This window comes from Sphingomonas pituitosa NBRC 102491 (genome assembly GCF_001598435.1).
Taxonomy (GTDB): Bacteria; Pseudomonadota; Alphaproteobacteria; order Sphingomonadales; family Sphingomonadaceae; genus Sphingomonas; species Sphingomonas pituitosa.
In genome coordinates, this window is sequence record NZ_BCYY01000030.1 from 1 (window position 1) to 25,203 (window position 25,203).

Annotated in this window: 29 protein-coding genes; 8 read left to right on the top strand and 21 right to left on the bottom strand. The window is 69.5% G+C overall.

The window, feature by feature from the left end; genetic code table 11:
* Positions 1 to 37: 37 nt before the first annotated feature.
* On the bottom strand, positions 38 to 1,132 hold the full coding sequence (locus tag SPI01S_RS19135; RefSeq protein WP_066726623.1) for a DUF2332 domain-containing protein: 1,095 nt from the start codon (positions 1,130 to 1,132) through the stop codon (positions 38 to 40).
* Between the two features lie 61 nt (positions 1,133 to 1,193).
* On the opposite strand from SPI01S_RS19135, the gene hisG reads away from it, so the two are divergent.
* From hisG to thiL, 4 genes are read left to right on the top strand one after another with little or no spacing between them, the layout of a single operon-like run.
* The gene (hisG, locus tag SPI01S_RS19140) at positions 1,194 to 1,844 is read left to right on the top strand and encodes an ATP phosphoribosyltransferase (RefSeq protein WP_010543220.1); all 651 of its coding nucleotides are present in this window, start codon (positions 1,194 to 1,196) and stop codon (positions 1,842 to 1,844) included.
* Entirely contained in the window at positions 1,841 to 3,127 is a 1,287-nt protein-coding gene (gene hisD, locus SPI01S_RS19145; RefSeq protein ID WP_066726539.1) for a histidinol dehydrogenase, read from the top strand. The genes hisG and hisD overlap by 4 nt, the downstream gene beginning before the upstream one ends.
* A gap of 12 nt (positions 3,128 to 3,139) precedes the next feature.
* Positions 3,140 to 3,601: a transcription antitermination factor NusB gene (gene nusB, locus SPI01S_RS19150; protein WP_066726542.1), complete on the top strand. Its 462-nt coding sequence runs from the start codon at positions 3,140 to 3,142 to the stop codon at positions 3,599 to 3,601.
* A gap of 28 nt (positions 3,602 to 3,629) precedes the next feature.
* On the top strand, positions 3,630 to 4,532 hold the full coding sequence (thiL, locus tag SPI01S_RS19155) for a thiamine-phosphate kinase (protein ID WP_066726544.1): 903 nt from the start codon (positions 3,630 to 3,632) through the stop codon (positions 4,530 to 4,532).
* Between the two features lie 228 nt (positions 4,533 to 4,760).
* Here thiL and ruvB read toward each other — a convergent pair whose 3' ends face one another.
* Positions 4,761 to 5,783: a Holliday junction branch migration DNA helicase RuvB gene (ruvB, locus tag SPI01S_RS19160; protein ID WP_066726546.1), complete on the bottom strand. Its 1,023-nt coding sequence runs from the start codon at positions 5,781 to 5,783 to the stop codon at positions 4,761 to 4,763.
* An 89-nt stretch (positions 5,784 to 5,872) separates the two neighbouring features.
* Between ruvB and SPI01S_RS19165 the strand changes: the two genes are divergently transcribed.
* A complete protein-coding gene (locus tag SPI01S_RS19165; RefSeq protein ID WP_174539134.1) occupies positions 5,873 to 6,766 on the top strand; it encodes a 2-hydroxyacid dehydrogenase in 894 nt (297 codons plus the stop codon).
* A gap of 38 nt (positions 6,767 to 6,804) precedes the next feature.
* On the opposite strand, the gene SPI01S_RS19170 is transcribed toward SPI01S_RS19165, so the two are convergent.
* Together SPI01S_RS19170 and ruvA are read right to left on the bottom strand one after the other, a co-directional pair.
* Entirely contained in the window at positions 6,805 to 7,362 is a 558-nt protein-coding gene (locus SPI01S_RS19170) for a DUF4337 domain-containing protein (protein WP_066726550.1), read from the bottom strand.
* Positions 7,363 to 7,369: 7 nt separating this feature from the next.
* Positions 7,370 to 7,966, bottom strand: a complete 597-nt coding sequence (ruvA, locus tag SPI01S_RS19175) for a Holliday junction branch migration protein RuvA (RefSeq protein WP_066726552.1) — start codon at positions 7,964 to 7,966, stop codon at positions 7,370 to 7,372.
* A 165-nt stretch (positions 7,967 to 8,131) separates the two neighbouring features.
* Between ruvA and SPI01S_RS19180 the strand changes: the two genes are divergently transcribed.
* Complete coding sequence (locus tag SPI01S_RS19180; RefSeq protein ID WP_066726554.1) at positions 8,132 to 8,581, top strand: hypothetical protein; 450 nt, start codon at positions 8,132 to 8,134, stop codon at positions 8,579 to 8,581.
* Between the two features lie 3 nt (positions 8,582 to 8,584).
* Here the strand turns inward: SPI01S_RS19180 and SPI01S_RS19185 are convergent, their stop codons facing one another.
* The 14 genes from SPI01S_RS19185 to SPI01S_RS19250 form a co-directional block, all read right to left on the bottom strand.
* Positions 8,585 to 8,827 carry a hypothetical protein gene (locus tag SPI01S_RS19185; protein WP_066726556.1) on the bottom strand — a complete coding sequence of 81 codons (243 nt, stop codon included), beginning with the start codon at positions 8,825 to 8,827 and terminating at the stop codon, positions 8,585 to 8,587.
* Positions 8,824 to 9,042 (bottom strand): type II toxin-antitoxin system antitoxin, encoded by a 219-nt coding sequence (locus SPI01S_RS19190; protein ID WP_066726624.1) that lies wholly within the window; start codon positions 9,040 to 9,042, stop codon positions 8,824 to 8,826. Before SPI01S_RS19190 ends, SPI01S_RS19185 begins: the two co-directional genes overlap by 4 nt.
* Positions 9,043 to 9,051: 9 nt before the next feature.
* Positions 9,052 to 9,957 (bottom strand): SPFH domain-containing protein, encoded by a 906-nt coding sequence (locus SPI01S_RS19195; RefSeq protein ID WP_066726558.1) that lies wholly within the window; start codon positions 9,955 to 9,957, stop codon positions 9,052 to 9,054.
* Between the two features lie 130 nt (positions 9,958 to 10,087).
* Positions 10,088 to 10,603 (bottom strand): peptidoglycan-associated lipoprotein Pal, encoded by a 516-nt coding sequence (pal, locus tag SPI01S_RS19200; RefSeq protein ID WP_066726560.1) that lies wholly within the window; start codon positions 10,601 to 10,603, stop codon positions 10,088 to 10,090.
* Between the two features lie 65 nt (positions 10,604 to 10,668).
* Positions 10,669 to 12,054: a Tol-Pal system beta propeller repeat protein TolB gene (gene tolB, locus SPI01S_RS19205; protein WP_066726562.1), complete on the bottom strand. Its 1,386-nt coding sequence runs from the start codon at positions 12,052 to 12,054 to the stop codon at positions 10,669 to 10,671.
* Between the two features lie 10 nt (positions 12,055 to 12,064).
* Positions 12,065 to 13,000, bottom strand: coding sequence for a cell envelope integrity protein TolA (gene tolA / locus SPI01S_RS22845; RefSeq protein WP_066726625.1), 936 nt, complete (start codon positions 12,998 to 13,000; stop codon positions 12,065 to 12,067).
* A 13-nt stretch (positions 13,001 to 13,013) separates the two neighbouring features.
* Positions 13,014 to 13,454 carry a protein TolR gene (tolR, locus tag SPI01S_RS19215; RefSeq protein ID WP_066726564.1) on the bottom strand — a complete coding sequence of 147 codons (441 nt, stop codon included), beginning with the start codon at positions 13,452 to 13,454 and terminating at the stop codon, positions 13,014 to 13,016.
* Positions 13,455 to 13,458: 4 nt separating this feature from the next.
* Positions 13,459 to 14,145: a protein TolQ gene (gene tolQ, locus SPI01S_RS19220; RefSeq protein ID WP_066726566.1), complete on the bottom strand. Its 687-nt coding sequence runs from the start codon at positions 14,143 to 14,145 to the stop codon at positions 13,459 to 13,461.
* Positions 14,146 to 14,151: 6 nt separating this feature from the next.
* A complete protein-coding gene (locus tag SPI01S_RS19225) occupies positions 14,152 to 14,604 on the bottom strand; it encodes a YbgC/FadM family acyl-CoA thioesterase (protein WP_066726568.1) in 453 nt (150 codons plus the stop codon).
* A 107-nt stretch (positions 14,605 to 14,711) separates the two neighbouring features.
* Complete coding sequence (locus tag SPI01S_RS19230) at positions 14,712 to 15,476, bottom strand: exonuclease domain-containing protein (protein WP_066726574.1); 765 nt, start codon at positions 15,474 to 15,476, stop codon at positions 14,712 to 14,714.
* 195 nt (positions 15,477 to 15,671) lie between these two features.
* The gene (gene topA / locus SPI01S_RS19235; protein WP_066726575.1) at positions 15,672 to 18,260 is read right to left on the bottom strand and encodes a type I DNA topoisomerase; all 2,589 of its coding nucleotides are present in this window, start codon (positions 18,258 to 18,260) and stop codon (positions 15,672 to 15,674) included.
* Positions 18,261 to 18,354: 94 nt separating this feature from the next.
* Positions 18,355 to 19,254, bottom strand: a complete 900-nt coding sequence (gene yghU / locus SPI01S_RS19240; RefSeq protein ID WP_066726576.1) for a glutathione-dependent disulfide-bond oxidoreductase — start codon at positions 19,252 to 19,254, stop codon at positions 18,355 to 18,357.
* A gap of 80 nt (positions 19,255 to 19,334) precedes the next feature.
* A complete protein-coding gene (locus SPI01S_RS19245; RefSeq protein ID WP_157084801.1) occupies positions 19,335 to 19,889 on the bottom strand; it encodes a glycerophosphoryl diester phosphodiesterase membrane domain-containing protein in 555 nt (184 codons plus the stop codon).
* Positions 19,890 to 20,112: 223 nt separating this feature from the next.
* The gene (locus SPI01S_RS19250) at positions 20,113 to 20,718 is read right to left on the bottom strand and encodes an outer membrane protein (protein ID WP_066726579.1); all 606 of its coding nucleotides are present in this window, start codon (positions 20,716 to 20,718) and stop codon (positions 20,113 to 20,115) included.
* Between the two features lie 190 nt (positions 20,719 to 20,908).
* Here SPI01S_RS19250 and SPI01S_RS19255 point away from each other — a divergent pair, with 190 nt between their 5' ends.
* Positions 20,909 to 22,291, top strand: coding sequence for a hypothetical protein (locus SPI01S_RS19255; RefSeq protein ID WP_066726580.1), 1,383 nt, complete (start codon positions 20,909 to 20,911; stop codon positions 22,289 to 22,291).
* A 62-nt stretch (positions 22,292 to 22,353) separates the two neighbouring features.
* Here the strand turns inward: SPI01S_RS19255 and dprA are convergent, their stop codons facing one another.
* Both dprA and plsY read right to left on the bottom strand, forming a co-directional pair.
* The gene (gene dprA / locus SPI01S_RS19260) at positions 22,354 to 23,433 is read right to left on the bottom strand and encodes a DNA-processing protein DprA (RefSeq protein ID WP_066726581.1); all 1,080 of its coding nucleotides are present in this window, start codon (positions 23,431 to 23,433) and stop codon (positions 22,354 to 22,356) included.
* Complete coding sequence (gene plsY / locus SPI01S_RS19265; protein WP_066726584.1) at positions 23,426 to 24,010, bottom strand: glycerol-3-phosphate 1-O-acyltransferase PlsY; 585 nt, start codon at positions 24,008 to 24,010, stop codon at positions 23,426 to 23,428. Before plsY ends, dprA begins: the two co-directional genes overlap by 8 nt.
* A gap of 141 nt (positions 24,011 to 24,151) precedes the next feature.
* On the opposite strand from plsY, the gene murI reads away from it, so the two are divergent.
* Positions 24,152 to 24,949, top strand: coding sequence for a glutamate racemase (gene murI, locus SPI01S_RS19270; protein WP_066726585.1), 798 nt, complete (start codon positions 24,152 to 24,154; stop codon positions 24,947 to 24,949).
* A 3-nt stretch (positions 24,950 to 24,952) separates the two neighbouring features.
* On the opposite strand, the gene SPI01S_RS22485 is transcribed toward murI, so the two are convergent.
* Positions 24,953 to 25,123, bottom strand: a complete 171-nt coding sequence (locus SPI01S_RS22485) for a hypothetical protein (protein WP_157084802.1) — start codon at positions 25,121 to 25,123, stop codon at positions 24,953 to 24,955.
* Between the last annotated feature and the right edge of the window lie 80 nt (positions 25,124 to 25,203).

The window sequence follows — 25,203 nt, forward strand, 5'->3', positions numbered from 1 at the left end:
TGTTCGGACATTCAGCCGCGCTGTCGAAGGCAGCCGTTCATGAGGTCACGGCCTGGGCCCGCATGACATAGGGCTGCGTATCGAAGGGCGGCGCCAGCCCCTCTACCCAGGCGCCGTGCGCATGGGTGCGCGCGACCAGTTCCATCGGCGTATCGCCGGGCCAGCCGCGCACGCGCACCTCCTGTGCCGCGAGATCGCGATTGGGCGCCATCATCAGCCAGCCGAGCGGGCGCTCGGGCGTTGCGGCGGCACCCACCGTCTCCATCATCGCGGCGATGCGCGCCTGCGCTTCGGGTCGCAGATACTGCCAGACCACCGAATGCAGCAGCACGCGGGTGACGCCCGCGGGCTGCGGCTCGGCAAGGCGCGCGGCCAGCCATTCGGCGGCGTCGCCGCGCTCCAGCCGCACAGGCGCGGCGCGGAGCATGGCGATCGCCGTCTCCAGCCGCGCCTGCCGCTCGACCGCGTCGACCCACACATAGGCCTGCAGCCGATCGGCATCGCGATCGTCGGCAAGGTCGAGCGGGGCGATGTCGACGCCCCGTGCGGACACGATCTCCACCGGCACGGCGGGCGGCGGGCTGCCCCGCCATTCAGGCCGCAGCGCCAGCGACGACTCGGCCGGACCGACCGCAACGCCGCCCAGATCGAAGCGATAGCGGCCGAGCATCAGGTTCAGCCCCGCGCTCGACCCGATCTCCAGCACGTCGATGCGCGGGCCGTAGCGCTGCGCCAGATGGAGCAGCCCGGTCATCAACCCGTTCGACCGCGCCGCCTCGTTGGTCTGGGGCGGGCCGTAGAGCCACGGCATCAGCGGCAGGTCATAAGCGCACAGCACCGCGTCGAACGCCGCGCCGATCCGGCCGGGATCGGTCTCCTCGCCGGTGAAGATGCGGCGCAGCTCGGGCACGCCGCGCCGGTGCAGCGCGTGCAGCCCGCCGACCAGCCGCAGCACCAGCGCGTCGGCCACCGGCTCCCCCGGCCAGTCGAGCACGCGCCGGCCGGTTTCGCTCGCACGGCTGATGCCCTGCCCCAGCGCGGTACAGATGCGCGCGGTGATCGGCGCGTCCATCGCCGCGCAATAGCCCGCCTGGACGGCAAAACTCTTGCGGTTCTCGGCTTCGGTTGCCATGCGCATCTCCCTTTGGCGCCTGTTGCGCCCATGGCGCCCCCCAAGTAAAGCCCCCGCACCCATGACCGAGCCGTTGATCCTTGCCGTGCCGAAAGGCCGGATTCTCGAAGAGGCGCTGCCCTTGCTGGCGGCCGTCGGCATCGTGCCCGAAGCCGCCTTTTCCGATAAGAACTCGCGCGCGCTGCGTTTCGCGACCAACAACCCGGCGATCGACCTGATCCGGGTGCGCGCCTTCGACGTGGCGACCTTCGTCGCGCACGGCGCCGCACATCTGGGCATTGTGGGTTCGGACGTGCTCGCCGAGTTCGACTATTCCGAACTCTATGCGCCGGTGGACCTGGGGATCGGCCATTGCCGCATCTCGGTCGCCGAGCCGGTGGCGCTCGCCGCGCAGGACGATCCGCGCGGCTGGAGCCATGTCCGCGTCGCGACCAAATATCCGCACATCACCCGCGCCCATTTCGAGGCGCGCGGCGTGCAGGCCGAATGCGTGAAGCTCAACGGCGCGATGGAGCTGGCGCCGGTACTGGGCCTCGCCCCGCGCATCGTCGACCTCGTCTCCTCGGGCCGCACGCTGCAGGAAAACGGCCTCGTCGAAGTGGAGGTCATCGCCCAGGTGACCAGCCGCCTGATCGTCAACCGCGCCGCGTTCAAGACGCGCGCCAGCGAAGTCGTGCCCCTGGTGGACGGCTTCCGAAAGGCCGTGGCATGATCCGCCTCGATTCCACCGACGCCGGTTTCGCCGACGCCTTCACCGCGCTGGTCAACGCCCGCCGCGAGGCCGACGACGATGTCGCGCGCAACGTCACCCACATCATCAAGCGCGTCCGCGACGAAGGCGATGTCGCGCTGCGCGACCTGACCCGGCTGTTCGACAAGCACGATCTCGATCGCTCGGGCTGGACGATCGACCGCGCCGACTGCCTCGCCGCTTACGAGGGGCTGACCCCCGAATTGCGCGACGCGCTCGAACTCGCCGCCGAGCGGATCGCGGTCTACCACTCCAAGCAGCGCCCCGAGGATCGCGACGAAACCGACGCGCAGGGCATCCGCCTCGGCGCGCGCTGGACGCCGGTGGACGCAGCGGGCGTGTACGTCCCCGGTGGGCGCGCGGCCTACCCCAGCTCGGTGCTGATGAACGCCATTCCCGCCAAGGCGGCGGGCGTGCGCCGGCTGGTGATGGTCACGCCCACACCCAACGGCGAAGTGAACCCGCTGGTCCTCGCCGCCGCGCATGTCGCGGGCGTCGACGAGCTGTACCGCGTCGGCGGTGCGCAGGCGGTGGCCGCGCTCGCCTATGGCACGGACACGATCGCGCCGGTCGACGTCGTCACCGGCCCGGGCAATGCCTGGGTGGCCGAGGCCAAGCGCCAGCTCTACGGCGTGGTCGGCATCGACATGGTCGCGGGCCCGTCCGAGATCGTGGTGGTGGCGGACGGCAAGAACGATCCCGACTGGATCGCCGCCGACCTGCTCAGCCAGGCCGAGCACGACCCCACCAGCCAGTCGATCCTGTTCACCGACGACGCAGCCTTCGCCGACAAGGTTGCCGCCGCGGTGGACGCGCAGATCGCGACGCTGTCGACAGGCGCCACCGCGCGCACCAGCTGGGACGCGAACGGTGCGATCATCGTCGTGCCGGACCTGCCCACCGCGATGCCGCTGGTCGATCGCCTCGCGCCCGAGCATCTCGAACTCGCCTGTGACGATGCCGAGGCGCTGTTCGACATGGTCCGCCATGCCGGATCGGTCTTCCTCGGGCGCTACACCCCCGAAGCCGTCGGCGATTATGTCGCCGGCCCCAACCATGTGCTGCCCACCGGGCGGCGCGCGCGCTTCGCATCGGGCCTTTCGGTGCTCGATTTCATGAAGCGCACTTCGTTCCTGAGCCTGGATCCGTCCGGGCTCGCCGCGATCGGCCCCGCTGCCGTTGCGCTCGCAGAAGCCGAAGGCCTGCCCGCGCACGCAAAGTCGGTGGCGATCCGCCTAAAGTGATAGAGTAAGATTATGGCCAGTCCCCAAGCACGTTCCCGCTCCAAGGCCCGCGCCGCCGCGCGCCTTGGCGCCGTCCAGGCACTCTACCAGCGCGAGATGGAGGGCACCTCGATCCCTGCGCTGCTGCACGAGTTCCACCAGCACCGGCTCGGCGCGATCATCGAGGACGTCGAATATGCCGATGCCGACATCGCGTTCTTCGACGATATCGTCAGCGGCGCCGATGCGCGCCGTGCGGAGATCGACGGCATCATCGCCGCCAAGCTCACCACCGGCTGGACGCTGGAGCGACTCGACAAGCCGATGCGCCAGATCCTGCGCGCCGGCACCTATGAGCTGCTCGCCCGCCCCGATGTGCCGACCGCCGCGGTGATCAGCGAATATCTCGACGTGACGGACGCCTTCTACGATCGCCGCGAAAAGGGGTTCGTGAACGGCATTCTGGACGCGATCGCCAAGGAAGCCCGCGCCTGATGCGCGCGCCTGCCCCGTGCCGGGCGGGATGAACGAAGCCGCGTTCCTCGCCTATCTGCGCCACCTGCCGCTCCATCCCGGCGCGCGGGGCTTGCGCGACGATACCGCCGTGCTCGGCGACCTCGTCGTCACCCATGACGTGCTGGTGGAGGGCGTCCACTATCTGCCGGGCGATCCGGCGGAGGATGTCGCGTGGAAGCTGGTGGCGGTGAACCTGTCCGACCTCGCCGCCAAGGGCGCGGTGCCGGAAGGCGTGTTGCTCGGCTATCCACTCGCGGGCGATGATGCCTGGGACGGCGCGTTTCTGGCGGGGCTGGAGGCGGCGCTGACGGCCTTCGCCTGCCCGCTGATCGGCGGGGATACGGTGAAGGCGCCGGCCGGCACCCCGCGCACCCTGTCCCTGACCGCACTCGGCCGCTCCTCCCGTGCGCCTGCCCGCAGCGGCGCGCAACCGGGCGACCTGCTCTACGTCACCGGCACGATCGGCGACGGCGGCGCGGGTCTTGCGGTCGCGCAGTCGGGCGAGGGCCCGGCGACGCTGCTCGCCCGCTACCGGCGGCCGACGCCGCGCCTCGCCGAGGGGCAGGCGCTCGCCACCGGTGTCGATGCGATGATGGACGTGTCCGACGGCCTGCTGATCGATGCGGCCCGCATGGCCGCGGCAAGCGGTCTGGCGGTGACGATCGACCTCGCCGCCGTGCCGCTCTCGGCGGACTATCAGGCGGTGCGCGGACGGGATCGCGACGCACGCCTCGCCGCCGCGACCGCAGGCGACGATTACGAGCTGCTCTTCGCCGCGCCGCCCGGCCTGCTGCTGCCGCTGGCGGCGACGTGCATCGGATCGTTCAGCACCGGCGGCGGCCTGACGCTCCACCACGCCGGCACCCCGCTCCCGCTGCCGGAGCGGCTCGGCTTCGAGCACGGCGCCTGACCATTTGCGCATCCTCCCCCGCGGGGCAGGGCAATCGCATATGGCCAAGGGATGCCGTCATCCCGGCGGAAGCCGGGATCCATTGGCACTGAAGGGACGGTTCGTTCCCCCAGCGCTCAGGGCAATGGATCCCGGCTTTCGCCGGGATGACGATGGTTTTGGAGGCGCTGACATCCCCCGGGACTCACATGCGACAGCCCTGCCGCCAAGGGTAGGATGGGTACCCCTTCAGTCGAACAGCCCGTCCTGCGATCCTGCCGGCGGGTTGAGCCCGAGATGCTTCCACCCCGGCCCATTCAGGCACCGCCCGCGCGCCGTCCGCGCGATCAGGCCGAGCTGGATCAGATAGGGCTCGATCACTTCCTCGACGGTGTCGCGCGGCTCGCTGAGGCCGGCGGCGAGCGTCTCCACCCCCACCGGGCCGCCGCGATAGACGTCGGCGATCATCATCAGATAGCGCCGGTCCATCGCGTCGAGCCCAAGCCCGTCCACCTCCAGCCGGTTGAGCGCCGCGTCGGCGACCTTGGCATGCACCACCGCCTCGCCGAACACATTGGCGAAGTCGCGAACCCGGCGCAGCAGCCGCCCGGCGATGCGCGGCGTACCGCGCGAGCGCCGCGCCACCTCCCGCGCACCGTCGGACGAAATCGCAAGGCCGAGCAGTCCGGCCGCCCGGGTCACCACCCGCTCCAGTTCGTCCACGGTGTAGAATTGCAGCCGCACCGGGATGCCGAAGCGGTCGCGCAGCGGCGTCGTTAACAGGCCCTGCCGCGTCGTCGCGCCGACCAGCGTGAAGCGCGGCAGCTCGATCCGAACGCTTCGTGCCGAGGGGCCCTCGCCGATCATCAGGTCGAGCGCGCGGTCCTCCATCGCCGGGTACAGCACCTCCTCCACCGCCGGATTGAGGCGGTGGATCTCGTCGATGAACAGCACGTCGCCGTCCTCGAGATTGGTGAGCAGCGCGGCGAGGTCGCCCGACTTGACGATCACCGGCCCCGAGGTGGAGCGGAACCCCACCCCCATCTCGCGCGCGATGATCTGGGCGAGCGTCGTCTTTCCGAGGCCCGGAGGCCCGAAGAACAGCACATGGTCCAGCGCATCGCCGCGCGCCCTGGCGGCATCGATGAACACGCGGAGATTCTCGCGCGCCGCCTTCTGCCCGACAAATTCGTCGAGCGATTTCGGGCGCAGCGCGGCATCGACGTCTTCGGTGCGTCGGCCGGCGGTGAGGAGGCGATCGGTGTCGGTCATGGCAAGGAAATCACATTGTAGCCGCCGCGCGCGCGCCGGTCGATTGGCTGGACTGGCAAAGCCGCGGCGAAGCGCGCATCCTGGCGCGCATGGTTGATCTGTACGTTGCGACTGCCCTGTCCGACTCGCTCCGCGCCGAACTCGCACGGCGCTTCACGTTGCACCAGGGCACCCCGCCCGCGACCACCCGCGCGATCGTCGGCGGCGGACAATTGCAGCTGGATGCGGCGATGCTCGATCGGCTGCCCGCGCTGGAGATCGTCGCGATCAACGGCGTCGGCCATGACGGGCTCGACCTGGACGCGCTGCGTGCGCGCGGCGTCCGGGTATCGACCACGCCCGACGTGCTGACCGAAGACGTCGCCGATCTCGCCATCGGGCTGATGCTGGCGGTGCAGCGCCGGATCGCCGCGAACGATGCGCTGGTGCGCCGCGGCGGCTGGAAGGCACCGCTCGGTCGCCATGCGAGCGGCCGCCGCATCGGCATTTTCGGCATGGGCAAGATCGGCGCCGCGATCGCCGAACGCGCCGCGCCGTTCGCACGCGAGCTTCTGTACACCGCCCGCAGCCCCAAGCCGGTGCGCTGGCGCTACGTGCCTGACATCGCCAGCCTGGCCGAGGAAAGCGACGTGCTGATTCTGGCGGCCCCCGGCACCGCGGCAACGGCACATGTCGTCGACGCGGCGGTGCTGGACAAGCTGGGACCGGCGGGCGTGCTGGTCAATGTCGCACGCGGCAGCCTGGTCGATGAGGACGCCCTGGTCACCGCGCTGTGGACGGGCACCATCGCCGGCGCCGGGCTGGACGTGTTCGCCGACGAGCCGCACGTGCCCGAGGCGCTGCGATCGCTGGAGCAGGTGGTGCTCGCCCCGCACCAGGGCAGCGCCACGCAGGAAACACGGGGCGCGATGGCGGCACTGGTGCTGGCGAACCTCGACGCGCATTTCGCCGGCGAGGCGCTGCCGACGCCGCTTCGCTTCTAGATCCTCCCCGTTGCGGGTAGGACGGAGGAAGGCCCCCTTCATCCCAGCAACGTGCTCAGCACGTCGGGATGAAAGCCCCAGCCGGCAAAGCCGCACAGCCCCATGAACAGCCCGAACCCGCCGAACACCCAGGCGACCGCCAGCAGCCAGCCGCTCTCCGCCAAGGCCGACACGGCCGCGACCGAGATGGCGGTGGCGATCGCCGCGTCGCTGGCGTCGAACTGGTCGTCATGCACGTTAAGCGCGTCATATTGCGCGGCCTGCGCCCTGGCCTGCCGGGCGAGCTGGGGCGCCTCCGCCTTGTACTTGGCGATATCCGCGTCGAGCCCCTTCAGGATAGGTGCGACCTTCGCCGGATCCGGGGCAATGGCGGCGATCTGCGCGCGGCTGGTCTCGGCGAGATGTTGCTTGGTCTTGGTCGCCTGATATTCGTTCCAGAGGTCGACCGAGCCCGACTGCGCCTGCTGCATCGCCTGGACGATGTTACCGTCCTTGATGTTGCACAGCCCCGTCGCGACGGAGAGTATCACGACCGTGATCGCGACGCGGCGGTTGAGGCGCTTGTCCTTGGCCTCGGCGGATACTTCGATTTCCATGGGGTCCCTACTTCGCCGCCTTGCGCAGCGCGAGGCGGACCAGCGCATCGAGCGTCGCCGCGGGCCCAAGCTCGTCGCTGGCGGCGTTCACCGCCGCGCTCGCCTCGGCGGGCCGGAAGCCGAGATTGAGCATCGCCGATACCGCGTCCGCCGCCGCGCCGCCGCTGGGTGCCGCTGCCGCGCCCGTGCCGCCCAGCGCGAGGCCGCCGGCCTTGTCCTTCAGCTCGTTGACGATGCGCTGGGCGAGCTTCGGCCCCACGCCGTTGGCCCGCGCGATCGTCGCCGCGTCGGCCCGCGCGACGGCGGTGCGCAGTTCCTCCGGTGCGAGGATCGAAAGGATCGCCAGCGCCACCTTTGCGCCCACGCCCTGCACGCTGGTGAGCAGCTTGAACCAGTCGCGCTCGTCGGCAGTGGCGAAGCCCATCAGCCGGATCGAATCCTCGCTGACCAGCATCTCGGTATGGATGGTGACCTGCTCGCCCACCGCGCCCAGCTTGTCGAGCGTCTTGGCCGAGGCGCCGACGAGATAGCCGACGCCGTTCACGTCGATCACCGCATGATCGGCGCCGCTGGAGGCCAGCGCCCCGCGCAGGTGCGCGATCATCGGCGGCACTCCCCGAAGGCGGCGGCGGAGATCGGCGGCAGGGTGCGGGCAGGCAGCGGCATGGCCGGTACATAAGCGGAACAGTGCAGCGGAGAAAGCGATTTTCGGCGCAGGGTGCTGGCAATCCTCGATCCGCTTCCCAACTTCACGCGAAAGGATGGGGGTATGGGGATGATCCAGACGACGCTGTTGCTGCTTTGGTTTGCGCTGCTGGTCGCCGGCGATACGCCGGTCGGCCGTACCCTGCGCCGCGTGCTGGTGGAGGCACCTGCCCGCTGGTGCGGCCGCTGGTCGCGCGGCGACGTGCTGCTGGTCCTGTGCCTCCTCGCCGGCGCCGCCTTGATCCTGTGGCTGATGGAGGCCGAGGGCAGGCTGTTCCTGGCGATGCTCGGTCCGGATATCGTGGCGGGTGCCGGCATGCTCGAACTCGGCACCCTGCTGGATGTGGCGGTAACCGCCATCGCCGTGTTCACCACGCTGCGGGTGCAGGGCCTGCGCCACTGGATGACGGCGCGCTTCGGGCGTCGCCTGCCCCGCACCCGGCGCACCCGGCGCCCCGCCCGCCCGGCCGCCAACGACGAGGGCGACGGGCCGGCCGTCGCCCTCGCCGCCTGAGGCTCAGGCCCGCCAGCGCCAGTCGCCGTCGGTCTTGATCCGCGTGATCCAGACAAGCGCGAGCGCGACGGGCGTGAGCAGCACCAGGAACAGCGGATGCTGCGGCAGCGCGAAGCGGGTAATCGCCCCGACCAGCAGGACGAAGCCGGCTACGATCAGCCAGCCCTGCCACGTCACCGGCGTGGCGCCATAGCCGAATGCCTTGGGCTTGAACCAATAGCCGTCGCGCACATGATCCTTGGTCATTCCTCGTCTCCTTGGGACCCCTTGGGCGGGCGGCCGCGCTTGGGCCGCACCGGATCGGCGAGCTTCACCCCGCGCCGCGCCAGCGCCTCGCGCAGCAGGCACTCCACCTGCGCATTGACGCTGCGCAGGTCGTTCGCCGCGCTCCGTTCGATCGCGGCGTAGAGCGCCGGATCGAGGCGGAGCGGAAACGCCTTCTTGGGTGGGGGAGCGCTCACCACACGGCCTTACTGGTAGAGCGAGCCAGCATTGACGACCGGCTGGGTGTCGCGCTCGCCGCACAGCACGACCATCAGGTTCGACACCATGGCCGCGCGGCGCTCGTCATCCAGCTCGACGACATTCTTGGCGGAGAGCTGCTCCAGCGCCATCTCGACCATCCCCACCGCGCCTTCGACCAGCGTCTTGCGCGCGGCGACCACCGCCTGGGCCTGCTGGCGCCGCAGCATCGCGCCGGCGATCTCCTGCGCATAGGCAAGGTGGGTGAAGCCGCACTCGTCGACGGTGATGCCTGCGACCAGCAGCCGCGCGATCAGCTCGGCACGCAGTTCGCCGCCCACCTGGCCATGGTTGCCGCGCAGCGTGACTTCCTGATGCTCGAAATCGTCATAGGGATAGCGCGAACCGATGGTGCGCACCGCCGCCTCGATCTGGACGTTCACGAACGCCTTGTAGTCGTCGACGTCGAACAGCGCCTGGGCGGTGTCGGTCACCCGCCACACCACCTGTGCCGCCATCTCGATCGGGTTGCCGCGCAGATCGTTCACCTTGATCTTGTCCGAGATCATGTTGTTGGCGCGCACCGAGACCTTGGTCTTGATCAGCCAGGGCCACGACCAGCGCAGCCCGGTGGTGCGATCGGTGCCGCGATAATCGCCGAACAGCAGGATCGCCGCCGCCTGGTTGGGCTGGAGCAGGTAGAATCCGCACAGGACGAACAGCAGCACCAGCGATGCCGCGACGATCCAGCCGACCACCAGCCAATCGGGCAGGCGATCGATCTGGGTGAAGGCGAGCCCCCCCGCCACCAGCGCCGCCAAGGCGATCAGCAGCATGCCATAGCCGCTGGTCGTGTGCGCGACCCGTTCGCTGCTCTGCCGCAACGCGGATGTTGCGCTCCGTATGTCCGTCATTTTTCCCTCCTGAATTATGATATCATATTTATATCGAATTGGAGGGGCCGACAAGCGGCATCGGCGGGCACGAAAAAGGCCGCCGGAGCCTTCGCCCCGGCGGCCGATCCCTTGGCGTTTCCGCCGGTCCTCAGTTCAGGACGAGCGTGACCGCGCGGCGGTTCTGCGCCCAGCTGGCTTCGTCCGAGCCGGTCGCGATCGGGCGCTCCTTGCCGTAGCTGATCGTGGTGATGCGATCGGCCGAGACGCCCTGCGCCGCCAGATAGTTCTTCGCGGCGTTGGCGCGGCGGTCGCCGAGCGCCAGGTTGTATTCGCGGGTGCCGCGCTCGTCGCAATGGCCTTCCAGGGTGATGCGCACGGCCGGGTGCGCGGCCAGCCACTTCGCCTGGCTGTCGAGAATCGCGCGCGATTCCTGGTCGACGTCATACTGGTCGAGGCCGAAGTGGATCGTGTCGCTCGTCACTTCGCGGCGGAACTGCTCGGAGAGCGGGGTCGCCTGCGTCGTCTCGCCATTGCCGTACGGCTGGCTCGGCGCGGTCGGGGTCTCGGTCGGCGCGGGCGGCAGGTCCTTCGGCGGCTTCTTCGAGCAGGCCGCGGTGGCGACGAGCGCCACGCCGAGCATCAGGCTGGGGACGAGCTTGGTCATGAAATCCTCCTTTTACGGGTGTCGCGCATGCCGCGCATTCGTTACGTTAGAGTTTCTACTGGATGTCAGGGACGCACGGCGCCCCAATTCGGATCCGAACCGTCGAGCGGGGTCGGCACTTTTCGTGTCGCGCGGCCGGTGAGGTCGACGGTCCACAGGTCGGGGCGGCCCGATCCCTGTGCCGAGCGGAAGAAGATGATCACGCGACCGTTGGGCGCCCAGCTCGGCCCTTCGTCGCCCCAGCTGTTGGTGAGCAGCTGCTCGCCGCCGCCCGAGGGGTTCATCACGCCGATGCGGAACGCGCCGCCGCCCATGCGGGTGAAGGCGATCTGGTCGCCGCGCGGGCTCCACGCCGGGGCCGCATAGCGCCCGCCGCCGAAGCTGATGCGGTGCTGGTTCGATCCGTCCGCGTTCATCACATAGAGCTGCTGGGTGCCGCCGCGATCGCTCTCGAACACGATCTTGGAGCCGTCGGGCGAATAGGACCCGCCGGTATCGATGCCCGGCGAGTTGGTCAGCCGCTGCGGCGTGCCGCCGCTCGCCGGCACGCGGTAGAGATCGGTATTGCTGCCGACCGACATCGAGAACAGCACCCAGCGCGCATCGGGCGACCAGTGCGGCGCGAAGTTGAGCGCGATGTTGGAGACCAGCGTGCGGTCCTGCCGCGAGCTGAGGTCGTAGATGTGGATCGACGGGCGGTCGCGCTCGAAGCTCATGTACAGGATCGCGTCGAGCCTGGGCGAGAGGCGCGGGGTCAGCGTGATCGACTGGCCGTTGGTGAGGAAGCGGTGGTTGGCACCGTCCTGGTCCATGATCGCCAGCTGCTTGCGGCGGCGGTTCTTCGGCCCGCTTTCGGCGATGTAGACCACCTGGGTGTCGAAATAGGGGCCCTCGCCGGTGAGGCGCGCATAGATCGCGTCGGCGCATTTGTGCCCCGCACGGCGCCAGTCGCCCGGCGACACCACGAAGCCCTGGCGGACCAGCTCGACCTTCGACGACACGTCGTAGAGATAGCAGCCCACCGTCAGCGTGCCGTTCGAATTGGCGCGGACATAGCCCTGCACCAGCGACTGCGCGCCCGTGCCGCCCCAATAGTCATAGGCGGGCGCGGTCACTTCCGAAAAGGCGACGGTGCGCAGCTGCGCCGGGGGCACGGGGGTGAACAGCCCCGAGCCGCGCAGATCGTTGGTGATGATCTCGGCGAGCTTCTGCCCGAGCACGTCGGTCGAGCCGGCCGGCGTATCGACCACCGCCGAGGTCGGCATCGTCGGGATCGCGATCGGCATCGGCGCGGAGATGCCGCCGACGATGTCGATCACCGGCTGCGCCCCGGCCTGCTGGGCGCCTTGCGCCTGCGCCTCCGGGCTGTTGGCGATCGGCGGCGGCGTGGTCTGGGCATGGGCCGCAGTCGCGAGGCAGACCGTCGCAAGTGCCACAAACTTGAATTTCATCGCTTCATCCTCATCCAGGCAGCTTGTAGCTGAACGCCAGGCTCTTCCAGCCGCTCGGCACGGCGTAGAGGCTGGCGGGCAGCCCACGGATCGGCGTGCAGCCCTTGAAGGTGGCGATCGCCAGATCCTTCACCCGCTCCACATACCGACCATTGGTCGCATCGTTCCCCTGTACGCCGGTAATGTCCGGATCGCCCGCCAGCGAGCCGTCCGGATTGAAGTTCACGCGCAGCAGCACGCGGATGCGCTCGGCGCCCGGCCCGGGGGTGACCTGGCGGTTCGCGCAGGGCTGAATCTGCCGCGCGATCGCACCGCGGAAGCTCGCCACGTCCTCGGCCGAGGCCTTGCTGCCGGGGTTCTGCAGCGCGGTGCTGGCGGTCTTGTTGTTCGAGCGGCCGAGATCGAGCCCGGCAAGGTTGCCGGTCGGCTTCACCGGCCGGCGCGCGCTGCCGGTCGCGGCGCTCTGCGACGGCGCATTGCTCGGCTTGGCAGGCGCAGCCTTGGACGGCGGGGCCGGCTTGGCGGGCTGGGCGGGCTTGGCCGGCTGCGGCTTTTCGGCCGGGGCAGGCTTGGGCTGCGGCGGTTGCGGCTTCGGCGCCGGGGCCGGTTTGGGCTGCGGCGGCTGCGGCTTGGGCTGGGGCACCGGCTGGGGCTGCGGCGGCGCCGGTTGCGGCTTGGGCTGCGGCTGCGGCTCCGGGGACGGCGGCGGCGCGGCCTCGGGCTCCACCGGCGCCTCGACCGGCGACTTCTTCGCGGCCAGCTCCTCCTGGCTCGGCACCGGGGCGCTGCTTTCCAGCCCCACCTTCTCGGCCAGCGAGATCTCGATCGGGATCGCCTTGGGCGGCTCCTGCGGCGGCGTCTTCAAAAGGCTGAGCGACAGCGCGGCGAACACCGCGGCGTGCGCCGCGATGGAGACGCCGAGCCCGATCCGCTCGCTTCGGTCCATGGTATCGCTCACCTCAGCGCTGGTCGCTCGGCTCGGTGAGCAGCGACACCTTGTTCAGGCCGGCCTGGTTCAGCTCGCCCATCACCCGCATCACCTTGCCATAGCCGAGCGCGGTATCGCCGCGCAGATAGATGGCGGCTGGCTTGCCGTCGGGGCCCTTCTTCGCGGCGATCGCTGCCAGCTTCGCAGGCAGTTCGGCATCGCTCACCGCGTCGTTGTCGAGGAACACCTGGCCCTTGTCGTCGATCGAGATCTGGACCGGCTTCTGTTCCTGGTCGAGCGCCTTGGCGCGGCTTTCGGGCAGGTTCACCTGCACGCCGGCGGTCAGCAGCGGCGCTGTCACCATGAAGATGATCAGCAGCACCAGCATCACGTCGACCAGCGGCGTGACGTTGATCTCGGCCATCGGCGCGCGGCGGCCACGGCCCTTGCCGGAGGGGAGGTGCATGCCCATCGGCTTAGCCCTCCATCTCCAGGCGGCGGCTCAGCGTCGCGTGGAAGCCGTCGGCGAAGCGGTTGAGGCGTGCCTCGACACGGTTCACGGCGTGGCTGTAGCGGTTGTACGCGATCACCGCCGGAATGGCGGCGAACAGGCCGATCGCGGTGGCGAACAGCGCCTCGGCGATGCCTGGCGCGACGACCGCGAGCGACGAGCTCTGCGCCGCCGCGATGCCGGTGAAGCTGCGCATGATGCCCCAGACGGTGCCGAACAGCCCGACGAACGGGGCGACCGAACCCACCGTGGCGAGGAAGTTCAGCCGATCCGACAGCCGATCGATCTCCATCGCCACCGTCGCGCCCATCGCCGTCGCCAGGCGCTCGCGCGTGCCTTCGCGGTCGACCGTCTTGCCGGCCGTGGAGCGACGCCATTCGCTGACGCCGGCGGCGAACACGCGCGCGATCGGCTGGTCGCGGCCGGCGGCGCGGCGGTGGAACTCGTCGAAGTCATCGGCCTCGCGATACTCGATCTCGAAGCGCTGCATCTCCTTGCGCAGGCCGCTGACCTTCAGCGCGAAGCCGATAATGATCGTCCAGGTCCACAGGCTGGCGAGCAGCAGGCCGATCATGACCAGCTTCACGACGATGTCGGCTTCCAGGAACAGATGGATCGGTGACAGGACGGCACCGGTTGGGACGGACGACATGGACGCTTAACTCTCCTTCCACACGAGCGGTTCGAACGCGGCCAGCCACTCGGCCGGCTGCCGCCGCGGGCGACCACCGGGGGCGACGAACGCCACCTCCACGGTTGCCTGGGCGACTATGGTTTCGTCCCGCATGACTCGTTGCTGAATATCGACGGCGGCGGCGCGCAATCGGGTCAGTCTGCTGACAACCACCAGCGTGTCGCCGAGTTTCGCCGGCGCACGGTAGCGGATGTCCATCCCGGCGACCGCATAGGCCCCGCCGCCCGCCTCGAACACGGCGCGCTGGTCGATTCCTGCGCAGTCGAGCATGTCCGATCGGGCACGTTCCAGGTAGCGCAGGTAATTGGCATGGTAGACGACACCGGTGAGATCGGTGTCCTCGAAATAGACGCGCAGCGCAAAGCGGTGCTCGCGGCCGTCGAACCGGCCGGCAGGGGCTTGGTCGCTGCTGGTCATGGATTGGCCTCTAGCGGAGGCGATGCCCCAGCGGAACCCCAAAGGGGGCTAACCTTTGGTGGGTGGCCGCTGAGACGGCGCGGCGCGAGCGAGCGCTTGAAATGCGCTCAGAACAACAGCCGCTGCGTCGATCCGCCCCGCCCCACCGGCGCGCCGCCGCGCCTGCGGTTGCGTTCGGTCTCCGCCGTGAAGCGCACATCCTCGTCGCGATCGGTGAGGAAGCCTTCCAGCGAATCCTCCGAAATCTCGCTCCAGTCCTTGCCCCGATCGGGGCCGTAGCGGACGCGCGGCAGCAGGCCCGGCTGGCTCGACCATTCGATCAGCTGGGCCACGCTTGCCTCGTTCAGCATGTCGCGCAGGTGGAACGCGGTGACATAGGCGTCGGGGAAGGCGCGGTGCGCGGGCAGACCGCGTTCATGCTCCATGCCCTCGGGCCGGCGCCAGTAGCGCAGCATCTGGTTGGAGAAGCCCGGGCTGTCCGGCCACAGCCGCAGCGCGCATTTCCAGGTGCAGATCCAGTCGGCCCCGCGGGTGAGCGCCGGCGTGCAGAACTGCTCCTCGAAGCTCGCGCGGTGCGCGGCGAGCGCGACCCGGCGCGGCCAGGGATCGAGGATGGGCCGTGCGACATCGTGCCAAGTGGGCGCGTCGGCCACGTCCTCGTCGCGGATATGGTGGATGGCCATGGTCAGCGGCGGGATTCCGCGGCCGGGATGGACGAGGCGGCTACCGCCCTCGCCCTGCAACTCCCAGCGCCCGTCGGCGCCGAGCGCGACGTCCTGCCAGCCGATCTCGCAGACGGCATGGAGGGGCGGCTTGTCGCCGGTGGTCTCGAGGTCGATGACGCGGATGATCGAAGGAGGTGGCGACGCCATGGCCGCGATGTGGGGGCTTTTGCGGCGAAATGCCAGCCGAAAGCGTGGGCTGCCTCCAAAGTGACGACGCACTTCACCCGCTCCGTCATCCCGGCGGAAGCCGGGATCCATTGCCTTCAGCGTCTCGGCTCTTGCCAAGGCCTGGTGGCGAATGGATCCCGACTTTCGCCGGGATGACGGCTAAGCGGGAGCCCCTTACTCCGCCACCGTCTTCTTCGCTGCGACCTTCTTCGCCGGCGCCTTCTTGGCGGCAGGCTTGGCGGCAGCCTTGGCCGCAGGCTTCTTCGCCGCGGCCTTCTTGGCCGGGGCCTTCTTCTTCGCCTTCCCCTTGGCCGGGCCCGCTGCCGCCTTTGCGTCGATCAGCTGGGCGGCTTCCTCCAGCGTCAGCGCGTCCTTGTCGATCGTCTTGGGCAGCGTCGCATTGGTCTCGCCGTCGGTGAGATAGGCGCCGTAGCGGCCTTCCATCAGCTTGATCTCGGCCTCGGTGCGCGGATGCTTGCCGAACACCTTGAGCGGCTCGCGCGCCGCGCCGCGCGCCGGGCGCCCGCCGCCCGCCGCCGCTTCGGCCAGCTTGACCACCGCGGCATTCATGCCGGTCTCGAACACCTCGGCGGTCGACTGGAGCCGGGCGTACTTGCCGTCATGCGCCAGATAGGGGCCATAGCGGCCGATCGAGGCGGTGATCGGGTTGCCGCTCTCCGGATGGTTGCCGATCGTGCGCGGCAGCTTCAGCAGCTTGAGCGCCCATTCGAGATCGAGATCGACATCCTTCGGGATCGAGGCGCGCGCCGCATCCTTGCCCTCGCCGAGCTGGATGTACGGCCCGAACCGGCCCGACTTGCGCTCGACGTTGAGCCCCGTGTCGGGGTCCTGACCCAGCACTTCGGGACCGGTGTCCTCGCTGCCCTCGCCGCCCGGCTGGCCGAAGCGGCGGGTGTATTTGCACTCGGGATAGTTGGAGCACGCCACGAACGCGCCGAACCGGCCGCCCCGAAGAGCAAGCTTGCCGACCCCGCAATTCGGGCACAGCCGCGGATCGCTGCCGTCCGCCTTGGCGGGGAACAGATAGGGCTCCAGGAACTGGTCGAGCGCCGCGGTGATGTCGGAGGGCTTCTGCTCCATCACCTCGGTGGTGCGCGGCTTGAAGTCGCGCCAGAAGGCTTCCAGCACCGCCTGCCACGCCGCACGGCCGCCGGAGACGTCGTCCAGCTCTTCCTCCAGCTCGGCGGTGAAGTCGAACGAGACATATTTCTCGAAGAAGCGTTCGAGGAACGCGGTCAGCAGGCGGCCGCTCTCCTCGGCGAAGAAGCGGTTCTTCTCCACCCGCACATAGGCGCGGTCCTTGAGCACCTGGATGATCGAGGCATAGGTCGACGGCCGGCCGATGCCGAGCTCTTCCAGCCGCTTGACCAGCGAGGCTTCGGAGAAGCGCGGCGGCGGCTGGGTGAAGTGCTGCTCGGCATTCACCGCCTTCTTCGCCGGCGACGCGCCTTCGCTCATCCGCGGCAGGCGGCGGCTGTCCTCGTCGCCCTCGTCGTCCTTGCCCTCTTCGTAGAGCGCGAGATAGCCGGGGAACAGCACCACCTGGCCGGTGGCGCGCAGGCCGTGCTGGCCGGTGCCGTCGGCGAGATCGACGGTGGTGCGCTCCATCCGCGCCGACGCCATCTGGCTGGCGAGCGCGCGCTTCCAGATCAGATCGTACAGCTTGGCATGGTCGCCGGAGCCGGCGCGGTCCTTGCCGAAATCGGTCGGGCGGATCGCCTCGTGCGCTTCCTGGGCGTTCTTGGCCTTGGTCTGATACTGGCGCGGCTTGTCCGGCACGTACGCGCCGTCATAGCGATCGACCACCGCCTTGCGCGCCGCCTGGATCGCCGACGGGTCCATCTGGACGCCGTCGGTACGCATATAGGTGATCGCGCCGTCCTCGTAGAGCGCCTGGGCGATCCGCATCGTGTGGCTGGCCGAGAAGCCGAGCTTGCGCGCGGCTTCCTGCTGCAGCGTCGAGGTGGTGAAGGGCGGCGGCGGGTTGCGGGATGCCGGCTTGGTCTCGACCGCGACCACCGTGAAGCGGCCCTCCTCGACCGCCTTCTTGGCGGCCTCGGCGCTGGCCTGGTCGCCGATCGACAGGCGGTCGATCTTCTCGCCCTTCCACTTGACGAGGCGGGCCTGGAACGGCGTGCCGTCCGATTCCATCTCGGCGATGACCGACCAATATTCCTGCGCGACGAAGCTTTCGATCTCGCGCTCGCGCCCGACGATCAGCCGCAGCGCCACCGACTGGACGCGGCCGGCCGACTTGGCCCCGGGCAGCTTGCGCCACAAGACCGGGGAGAGCGTGAACCCCACCAGATAATCGAGCGCACGGCGGGCGCGGTACGCGTCGATCAGGTCGGTATCCAGCTCGCGCGGGTGCTGCATCGCGTGGAGGATCGCCGGCTTGGTGATCGCGTTGAAGGTGACGCGCTCGACCTCCTTGGGGAGCGCCTTCTTCAGCCGCAGCACTTCCTGCACGTGCCAGCTGATCGCCTCGCCCTCGCGATCAGGGTCGGTCGCGAGGATCAGTCGGTCGGCCTTCTTCGCCTCGTCGGTGATCGCCTTCAGCTGCTTCGCCTTGTCCGCATAGGTCTCCCACTCCATCGCGAACGATTCGTCGGGGTTCACCGACCCGTCGCGGGCGGGCAGATCGCGGACATGGCCGTAGCTGGCGAGGACGCGATAGTCCTTGCCCAGATACTTCTCGATGGTTTTCGCCTTGGCGGGCGATTCGACGATGACAAGCTGCATGAAGTGGTTCGACCGATCCCTACGTGTACGCGTGCGAGGATGAAGACCGGCACCGCACCGCGTCAAGCGGGGGCCGTGCCGGTCGTCGTGGCGCTCAGGCGGTGGCCCGCATCCGCTCCAGCACCACGTCTATATCGTGTGCCGCATGGCGTTCGGGAACCCGCTGGTCCTCCGGGCCGGTGCCGCGATTGACCAGGCGACCACGCTGCACCGGCTCGCGCGCCGCGATCTCGGCCGCCCAGCGCAGCAGGTTCGGATATTCCTGCGCGTTCAGGAACACATCCGCCCCGGCATAGGTCTCGCCGCGCACCACCGCGCCGTACCAGGGGAAGATCGCCATGTCGGCGATCGTGTAGGTGTCGCCCACCATGTAGCGGTTGCTCGCCAGATGCGTGTCGAGCACGTGGAGCTGGCGCTTCGCCTCCATCGCATAGCGATCGATCGCATACTGGATCTTGATCGGTGCATAGGCGAAGAAATGGCCGAAGCCGCCGCCCAGGAACGGCGCCGAGCCCATCTGCCACATCAGCCAGCTGAGCGTCTGCGCGCGCGTCGCCGTATCGGTCGGCAGGAACGCGCCGAACTTCTCGGCGAGGTGAATCATCATCGCGCCGCTCTCGAAGATCGGCAGCGCCGGCGTCTCCGACCGGTCGACCATCGCCGGGATCTTCGAATTCGGGTTGATCGCGACGAAGCCGCTGCCGAACTGGTCGCCCTGGCCGATGTTGATCAGCCACGCATCATATTCGGCGCCCGCATGGCCCGCGGCGAGCAGTTCCTCGAGCAGGATCGTCACCTTCTGCCCGTTGGGCGTGCCGAGCGAGTAGAGCTGGATCGGGTGTTCGCCGACCGGCAGTTCCTTCTCGTGGGTCGCGCCCGAAACCGGCCGGTTGATGTTGGCGAACTGGCCGCCATTGCCCGGCGCCCATTCCCACACCTGGGGCGGCACATAACCGGCGGGCAGATTATTCGCGGGATCGGGGGCGTCGGCCATGCTTGTGTCTCCTCGGGAGGGTATTGCGAGCGGCATGTAGGGGGCGGCGGGCGCGTTGCCACCCCCGGCGTACCGGCTGTCTACGGCGTCGCCGGCGCGCGGGGCGCTGCCTGCACCAGCAGATGCGCGGCGACGGCGAGGTACCAGCTCGCAACCATGCATCCCGCCATCAGCAGGTCCACCGCCACCACCGCCCAGATCGGCATTGGCGCATCTTCCGGGAATGCCATCAGCGGAAAGGCAAGGGCCAGCGCGCCGGGCGCGAGCACGATGACAACCGCCACGATGGCCGGCCGAAGGTGCGGTGCCATGCGGCGCCAGCTGGCGCGCAGTGCTTCTCCCGCGCGCTCGCCTTCGCCGACGATCAGTGGCACCGTCACCAGCCAGCGGGCGTAGAGGTACAAGCCCGGCAGGATCAGCAGCAGCATCCCGGCGGCAATTGCGAGGCCGGTGACGATCCCGGCGAAAAAGAACGCACCCGCCCTGCCCGGCTGCCCCCACGCATGATGCGCGCCTTCACGCCGCAGCAGCGCGCTGGTGAGCAGGAACTGGGCAAAGACGCCGACCAGCGACGAGAGCAGCCCCAATCGTTGGTCTGATCCGGTAGCATCGATCGCGATCCAGGGTAGCGCCATCGCCACGATCGCCAGCGCGGCGGGGAGCGGATGGGCACGCAGCAGGGCTCCGGCTCGGCCCAGAAATTCGCCACTATGTATCGTCCGTCTCCCCCGAGCCCTTCGGCCGCAGGCGATAGACGATGCCGGGCCAGCAGTCATCCCGCCGTATCGACGACCCGCACGCGAAAGGGTCGGGCGCAGCCTTCGCCGCGCCCGACCCCCTTGTTCGACTGCGCTACGCTTACTTGAAACGCAGACCGACGCCGGCCATCACGCGCTGACGCGCGGTATGGTCGTTATACTGCGAGCGGACATACTGGACGTTCGCATAGAGCGGCATGCGGGCATCCTCGCCGCTCAGCGAATATTCGACGCCGCCGCCGACCTGGTAGCCGCTGGTGTTGAAGTGGTCATAATAGCCGCCGGTCGGCGTATCGAGCCGCTTGCGCTGCTCATTGACGACATAGCCGCCCTTGGCGAAGATCAGCAGCTGCGGGGTGGCGAGCACGCCCGCGCGCACCGCCGCGCCATATTCATCGAACGACTTGTGGCACACGGTGCCGCCGCTCGCGCCCGAGCAATTCTCGTTCCAGTCGTTGGCGCGCCAGTAGCTGCCCTCGGCGCCGATCACGATGCGATCGCCGATCTGGCCGTCGAAGCCGATGGTGCCGCCATAGCCGAACTTGTCGTTATGGTTGCCCTGCGACTGGAAGCGGTCGCCACCGGCGTTCGCTTCGATGCGGATGCCGCGGAAGCTGGTGCCGTTGCTGCTGGTGGTTTCCTGGGCCTGGGCCGCCGTGGCGGTGAAGCCGAGTGCCGCGATGGCGACGATGAACGCTGAACGCATACGAGTACATCCCTTGGATTGGATTGGTTTCCAGTCGCGGTAACACGCCAGCGGGCAAAGGTTTCCGCAGCGTTACGCAAATGCTTGGCGAGCGTGGCGAATATGCAACACCTTGCAGGTGGTTGCCGGCCGTAACGTCGCGCCGCGCCCCGCGCTTGCCGCCCGCGCCGCCAGGCGGCAAAGGCGCGGCATGTCGTTTCGATCCATCCCGATCCGCCGCCTCCGGCCACTGCTGCTCGCCGTCGTCGCGGTGATGGCCTGCTATGCGCTGGCACTGGTGCCGCGGGAAGTGCATCCGCTCGACCTCACCTTCAACTCGATGCTCGATCACCTCCTCCGCGGGCGGTTCGACGTCGATCCGGCGATCGTCGGCCGCGAGGGGTTCACGGTCGGCGGACAGGTCATGGCCTATTGGGGCATCCTGCCCGCGCTGCTGCGCCTGCCCTTCACGCTGTTCCCCGGCTGGCGGACGCTGGATTTCACGATCGGATCCTGCCTCGTCGCGCTGGTCGGCATGGCCGCGACCAAGCTGTGGACGCTGCGGCTGATCCGCACCGAACTGCCCGGCCTGCCGGCATGGCTGGACAGGGCGATGATCGTGGTACTGCTCTTCTCCGGCGCGGAGGTCTGCTTTCTGCGGCTCAGCCTGTACCAGGAGGTCTGCTTCTGGGCGGCGCTATGGGGCGCGCTGTTCGTGGCCGCGGCGATCCACGCCCAGCTGCGCGGGCTCGGCCGCGGCGCGCTGCTGGTCCTGGCGCTGGCGGCGGGGCTGGCGATGCTGACGCGCGTGTCGCTGGGCATCGGGCTGGTCGCAGCATTCGGCGGCGTGCTGCTCGTGGAAAGCCTGCGCCACCGCACCGACCTGCGCGGCTGGCTCGCGACAGCGGCGGCCCCGCTGCTGCTGCTCCTGCTGCTGGGCGGCGTGACCGCGCTCGTCAATCTGGGGCGCTGGGGCGATCCGCTCACCTTCGCCGACTATCATCACTACAACTATAACGCCTGGTACCCGGATCGGCTGGTGCGGATGGCCGAGCAGGGGCTGTTCAACCTGCACCGCATTCCCTTCGGCCTGGTCTATTATTTCGCGCCGGTGTGGGTGCTGCGCGGCGCCGACGGGCAGCTGCTGTTGGACGCCACCCGCCAGAAGTGGATCGACGCGGCGGAACTGCCGCCCAGCAGCTTCCTGCTCACCGATCCGCTGCTGCTGGTGCTGGGCGGCCTTGCGGTCGCGGGCTGGGTCCGGCAGTCCTCCGCCCATCGCGCGCGCAGCGTCGCGATCGCGCTGGGCCTCGCCATCCCCGCCGGGCTGATGCTGTGCGCGGTCAGCATGAACTTCCGCTACCGCCTGGACTTCTACCCGCTGTTCGAGTTCCTCGCCTTTTCCGGCCTGATCCTCGCCGCCCGCGGCGGTCCGGCACCGGGCCCGCGCTGGACCGCGATGCTTGCGATCGTTTCGGTGCTCGCGTCGCTGCTCGTCGGCGCCGCCTATCTGGTGGGCCGGCTTGGGCCGGGCCAGCTGCTGATCGGCGACGGCGTCGGCGCCTATTATCTCCAGGCGTTCGGCCTGCGCTGAGCCTGGCGCATTGATTGCCGCATTTTCCGAGTCGTCGACCGTAAACGCAACTTGAAAATGCTCTACCGGAGCGACACCCGCGCGCCGGCGTGGCGATCGAGCCGCCCGGCAAGCTCCAGCTCCAGCAGCACCGTCTGCACCGCCGCCGGCGAACAGCCGGACTGGCGGATGAGTTCGTCGACCGCGACCGGCACCGGGCCGAGCAGGTCCGCCACCCTGCGGCGCTCCGCGTCGCTGGCATCCTCGCCGGGCGCAGCGCCGAACCGTCCGCCCGGCGCCCGCACCCCGCGCGGATCGATCGGCCGCACCGCTTCCCAGATGTCCGCGGCCGACTGGACCAGGATCGCGCCTTCGCGGATCAGGAGGTTGCATCCCTGCGCCCGCGGATCGAGCGGCGAGCCGGGCACGGCCATCACGTCCCGCCCCGCCTCCGCCGCGATGCGGGCGGTGATCAGGCTGCCGGAACGCGGTGCCGCCTCCACCACCACCGTACCGAGCGAAAGGCCGGCGATGATGCGGTTGCGCGCCGGGAAATAACGCGCGAGCGGCTCGGTGCCCGGCGGCTGCTCGGTGACGAGCAGGCCCTCCGTCGCCACCCGTTCCTGCAGCGCGGCATTTTCCGGCGGGAAGACGATGTCGATGCCGCTGGCGATCACGCCGACGGTGCCGCCCGCCAGCGCGCCCTGGTGCGCGGCAGTGTCGATGCCCCGCGCCAGCCCGGAAACCACCGTCGCGCCATGCTCCACCAGTCCGATGGCGAGCTGCCGCGCGAAGCGGCACGCCGCCGCCGAGGCGTTGCGCGCGCCGACCATCGCGACGCAGGGGCGGGCCAGCAGCGCGACATTGCCGCGCAGGATCAGCGCAGGCGGCGCGTTCTCCAGCTCGGCCAGCAGCGCCGGATAGGCGGGATCGTCGAGGAACAGATAGCGGGCGCCCAGCCGCTCGACCGCGGCGATCTCGCGCCGCACGGCCCCGGCATCGGCGATCTGCGGTGCCCGGCCGCCGCCGCGCGCGGCGAGCATCGGCAGGGCCTCCAGCGCAGCTTCGGCCGAACCGTAGCGGCGGATCAGCTGCGCATAGCTGACGGGGCCCACATTGGCGGAGCGCAGCAGCCTCAGCCGCGGCTCCCGCCCGTCAGCCACGCTTGCTGCCGACCCTGGGTTCGGACCCGCTGAGCAGCCGGTCGATATTCTCGCGGTGCTTCCACAGCACGATCAGCGCCAGCGCGAGCAGCATCAGCACCAGATCGATGCGGCCGAAGAACGCCGCGCTCACCGGCGCGCTGACCGCAGCCGCCATGCCGGAGACCGAGGAGATGCGCACCGTCGCCAGAAGGCCCAGCCACACCGCCGCATAGACGAGGCCGGACGGCCAGTAGAGCGCCAGCACCACGCCCATCAGCGTCGCCACGCCCTTGCCGCCGCGGAACCGCAGCCAGACGGGATAGCAATGGCCGATAAAGGCGGCGGTCGCCGCCAGGGCAGCGGTGCCCGGCAGGAACGCCGCCGCGAGCAGCACCGCCACCGCGCCCTTGGCCATATCGAGCAGCAGCGTCGCCGCCGCCAGGCCCTTGCGCCCGGTGCGCAGCACGTTCGTGGCACCGATATTGCCCGATCCGATCTGGCGCAGGTCTCCCGCCCCGGCGGCGCGCGTCAGCAGCACCCCGAACGGGATCGAACCCAGCAGATAGCCGAGCAACAAGGCCCCCGCGGGGACCATCCATGGAACTTCCGTGGGCAATGCGGCCCCCTTTCGTTCCCGCGTTTAGCCGTTTCCCTTACCCGAACGCAATGATCTGCATGCAGGCGCAGATCCGCGCGCGCGTTGACGGCGGCGGCACCGCTCGGCCATGGCGGGTGCATGGTTGATCGTCGCCCCGTCCTCTTCTTCGATTCCGGCGTCGGCGGGCTTTCGGTACTGGGCCCCACCGCCGCGCTGCTGCCCCGGGCGCCCCTGGTCTATGTCGCCGATTCCGCAGGGTTTCCCTATGGCACCAAGAGCGAGGCGGAGATCGCCGCCCGGGTGCCGGCGCTGCTCGGGCGGCTCGCCGAACGCTATGATCCCCGGCTGATCGTGATCGCCTGCAACACCGCATCGACGATCGCGCTCCAGCATGTCCGCGCGGCGCTCGACCTGCCGATCGTCGGCACCGTGCCCGCGATCAAGCCCGCGGCGGAGATCAGCCGCACCCGCACCATCGGCGTGCTCGGCACCGCCGCGACGGTGCGCCAGCCCTATGTCGACGACCTCGCCGCGCGCTTCGCCGGCGACTGCACGGTGCTGCGCCACGGCTCGGCCGCGCTGGTCGAGCTCGCGGAGGCGAAGCTCGCGGGCGAGGCGATCGCGCCGGAGGTGATCGCCAACGAACTCGACGGCCTCTTCCGCCAGCCGGGCGGGGACCATATCGACGTCATCGTCAACGCCTGCACCCATTTCCCCCTCCTGGAACCGGAATTGCGGGCCGCGGCGCGCGAAGGCATGGCCTTTGTGGATGGCGGCCCGGGGATCGCGCGCCGCGTCGCGCATCTCACGCAGGACCAGAGCTGGCCGGAAGACCAGCCGCCGGGCCGGGCGGTGTTCACCGCCCGCGATCACCGCGCAGACCTGCTGGCCCCCGCGCTCGCCCGCTACGGGCTCAGTCGAATCGAGACGCTGTAGGCTTCAGGCGAAATCGCCGAGCACCGCCTGCGGATCGCGAACGATGAGCTTGGCGGTATAGCGATCCGCCATTTCCTCGTGGATGCGCCGCGCACTGCTATCCTCGCATCGCTGCGCGCGCTCGCGCTCCTGGCGGGCACGCCTTTCGAAATATGCGGTGTCGTTCTTACCCATTGGCTGCCCTCCGGCCATAAGCGGGAGCCCGACGTCTCTCAGCAGCGGACCTGCTTGCACCCGAGTCGCCCGCGATACGC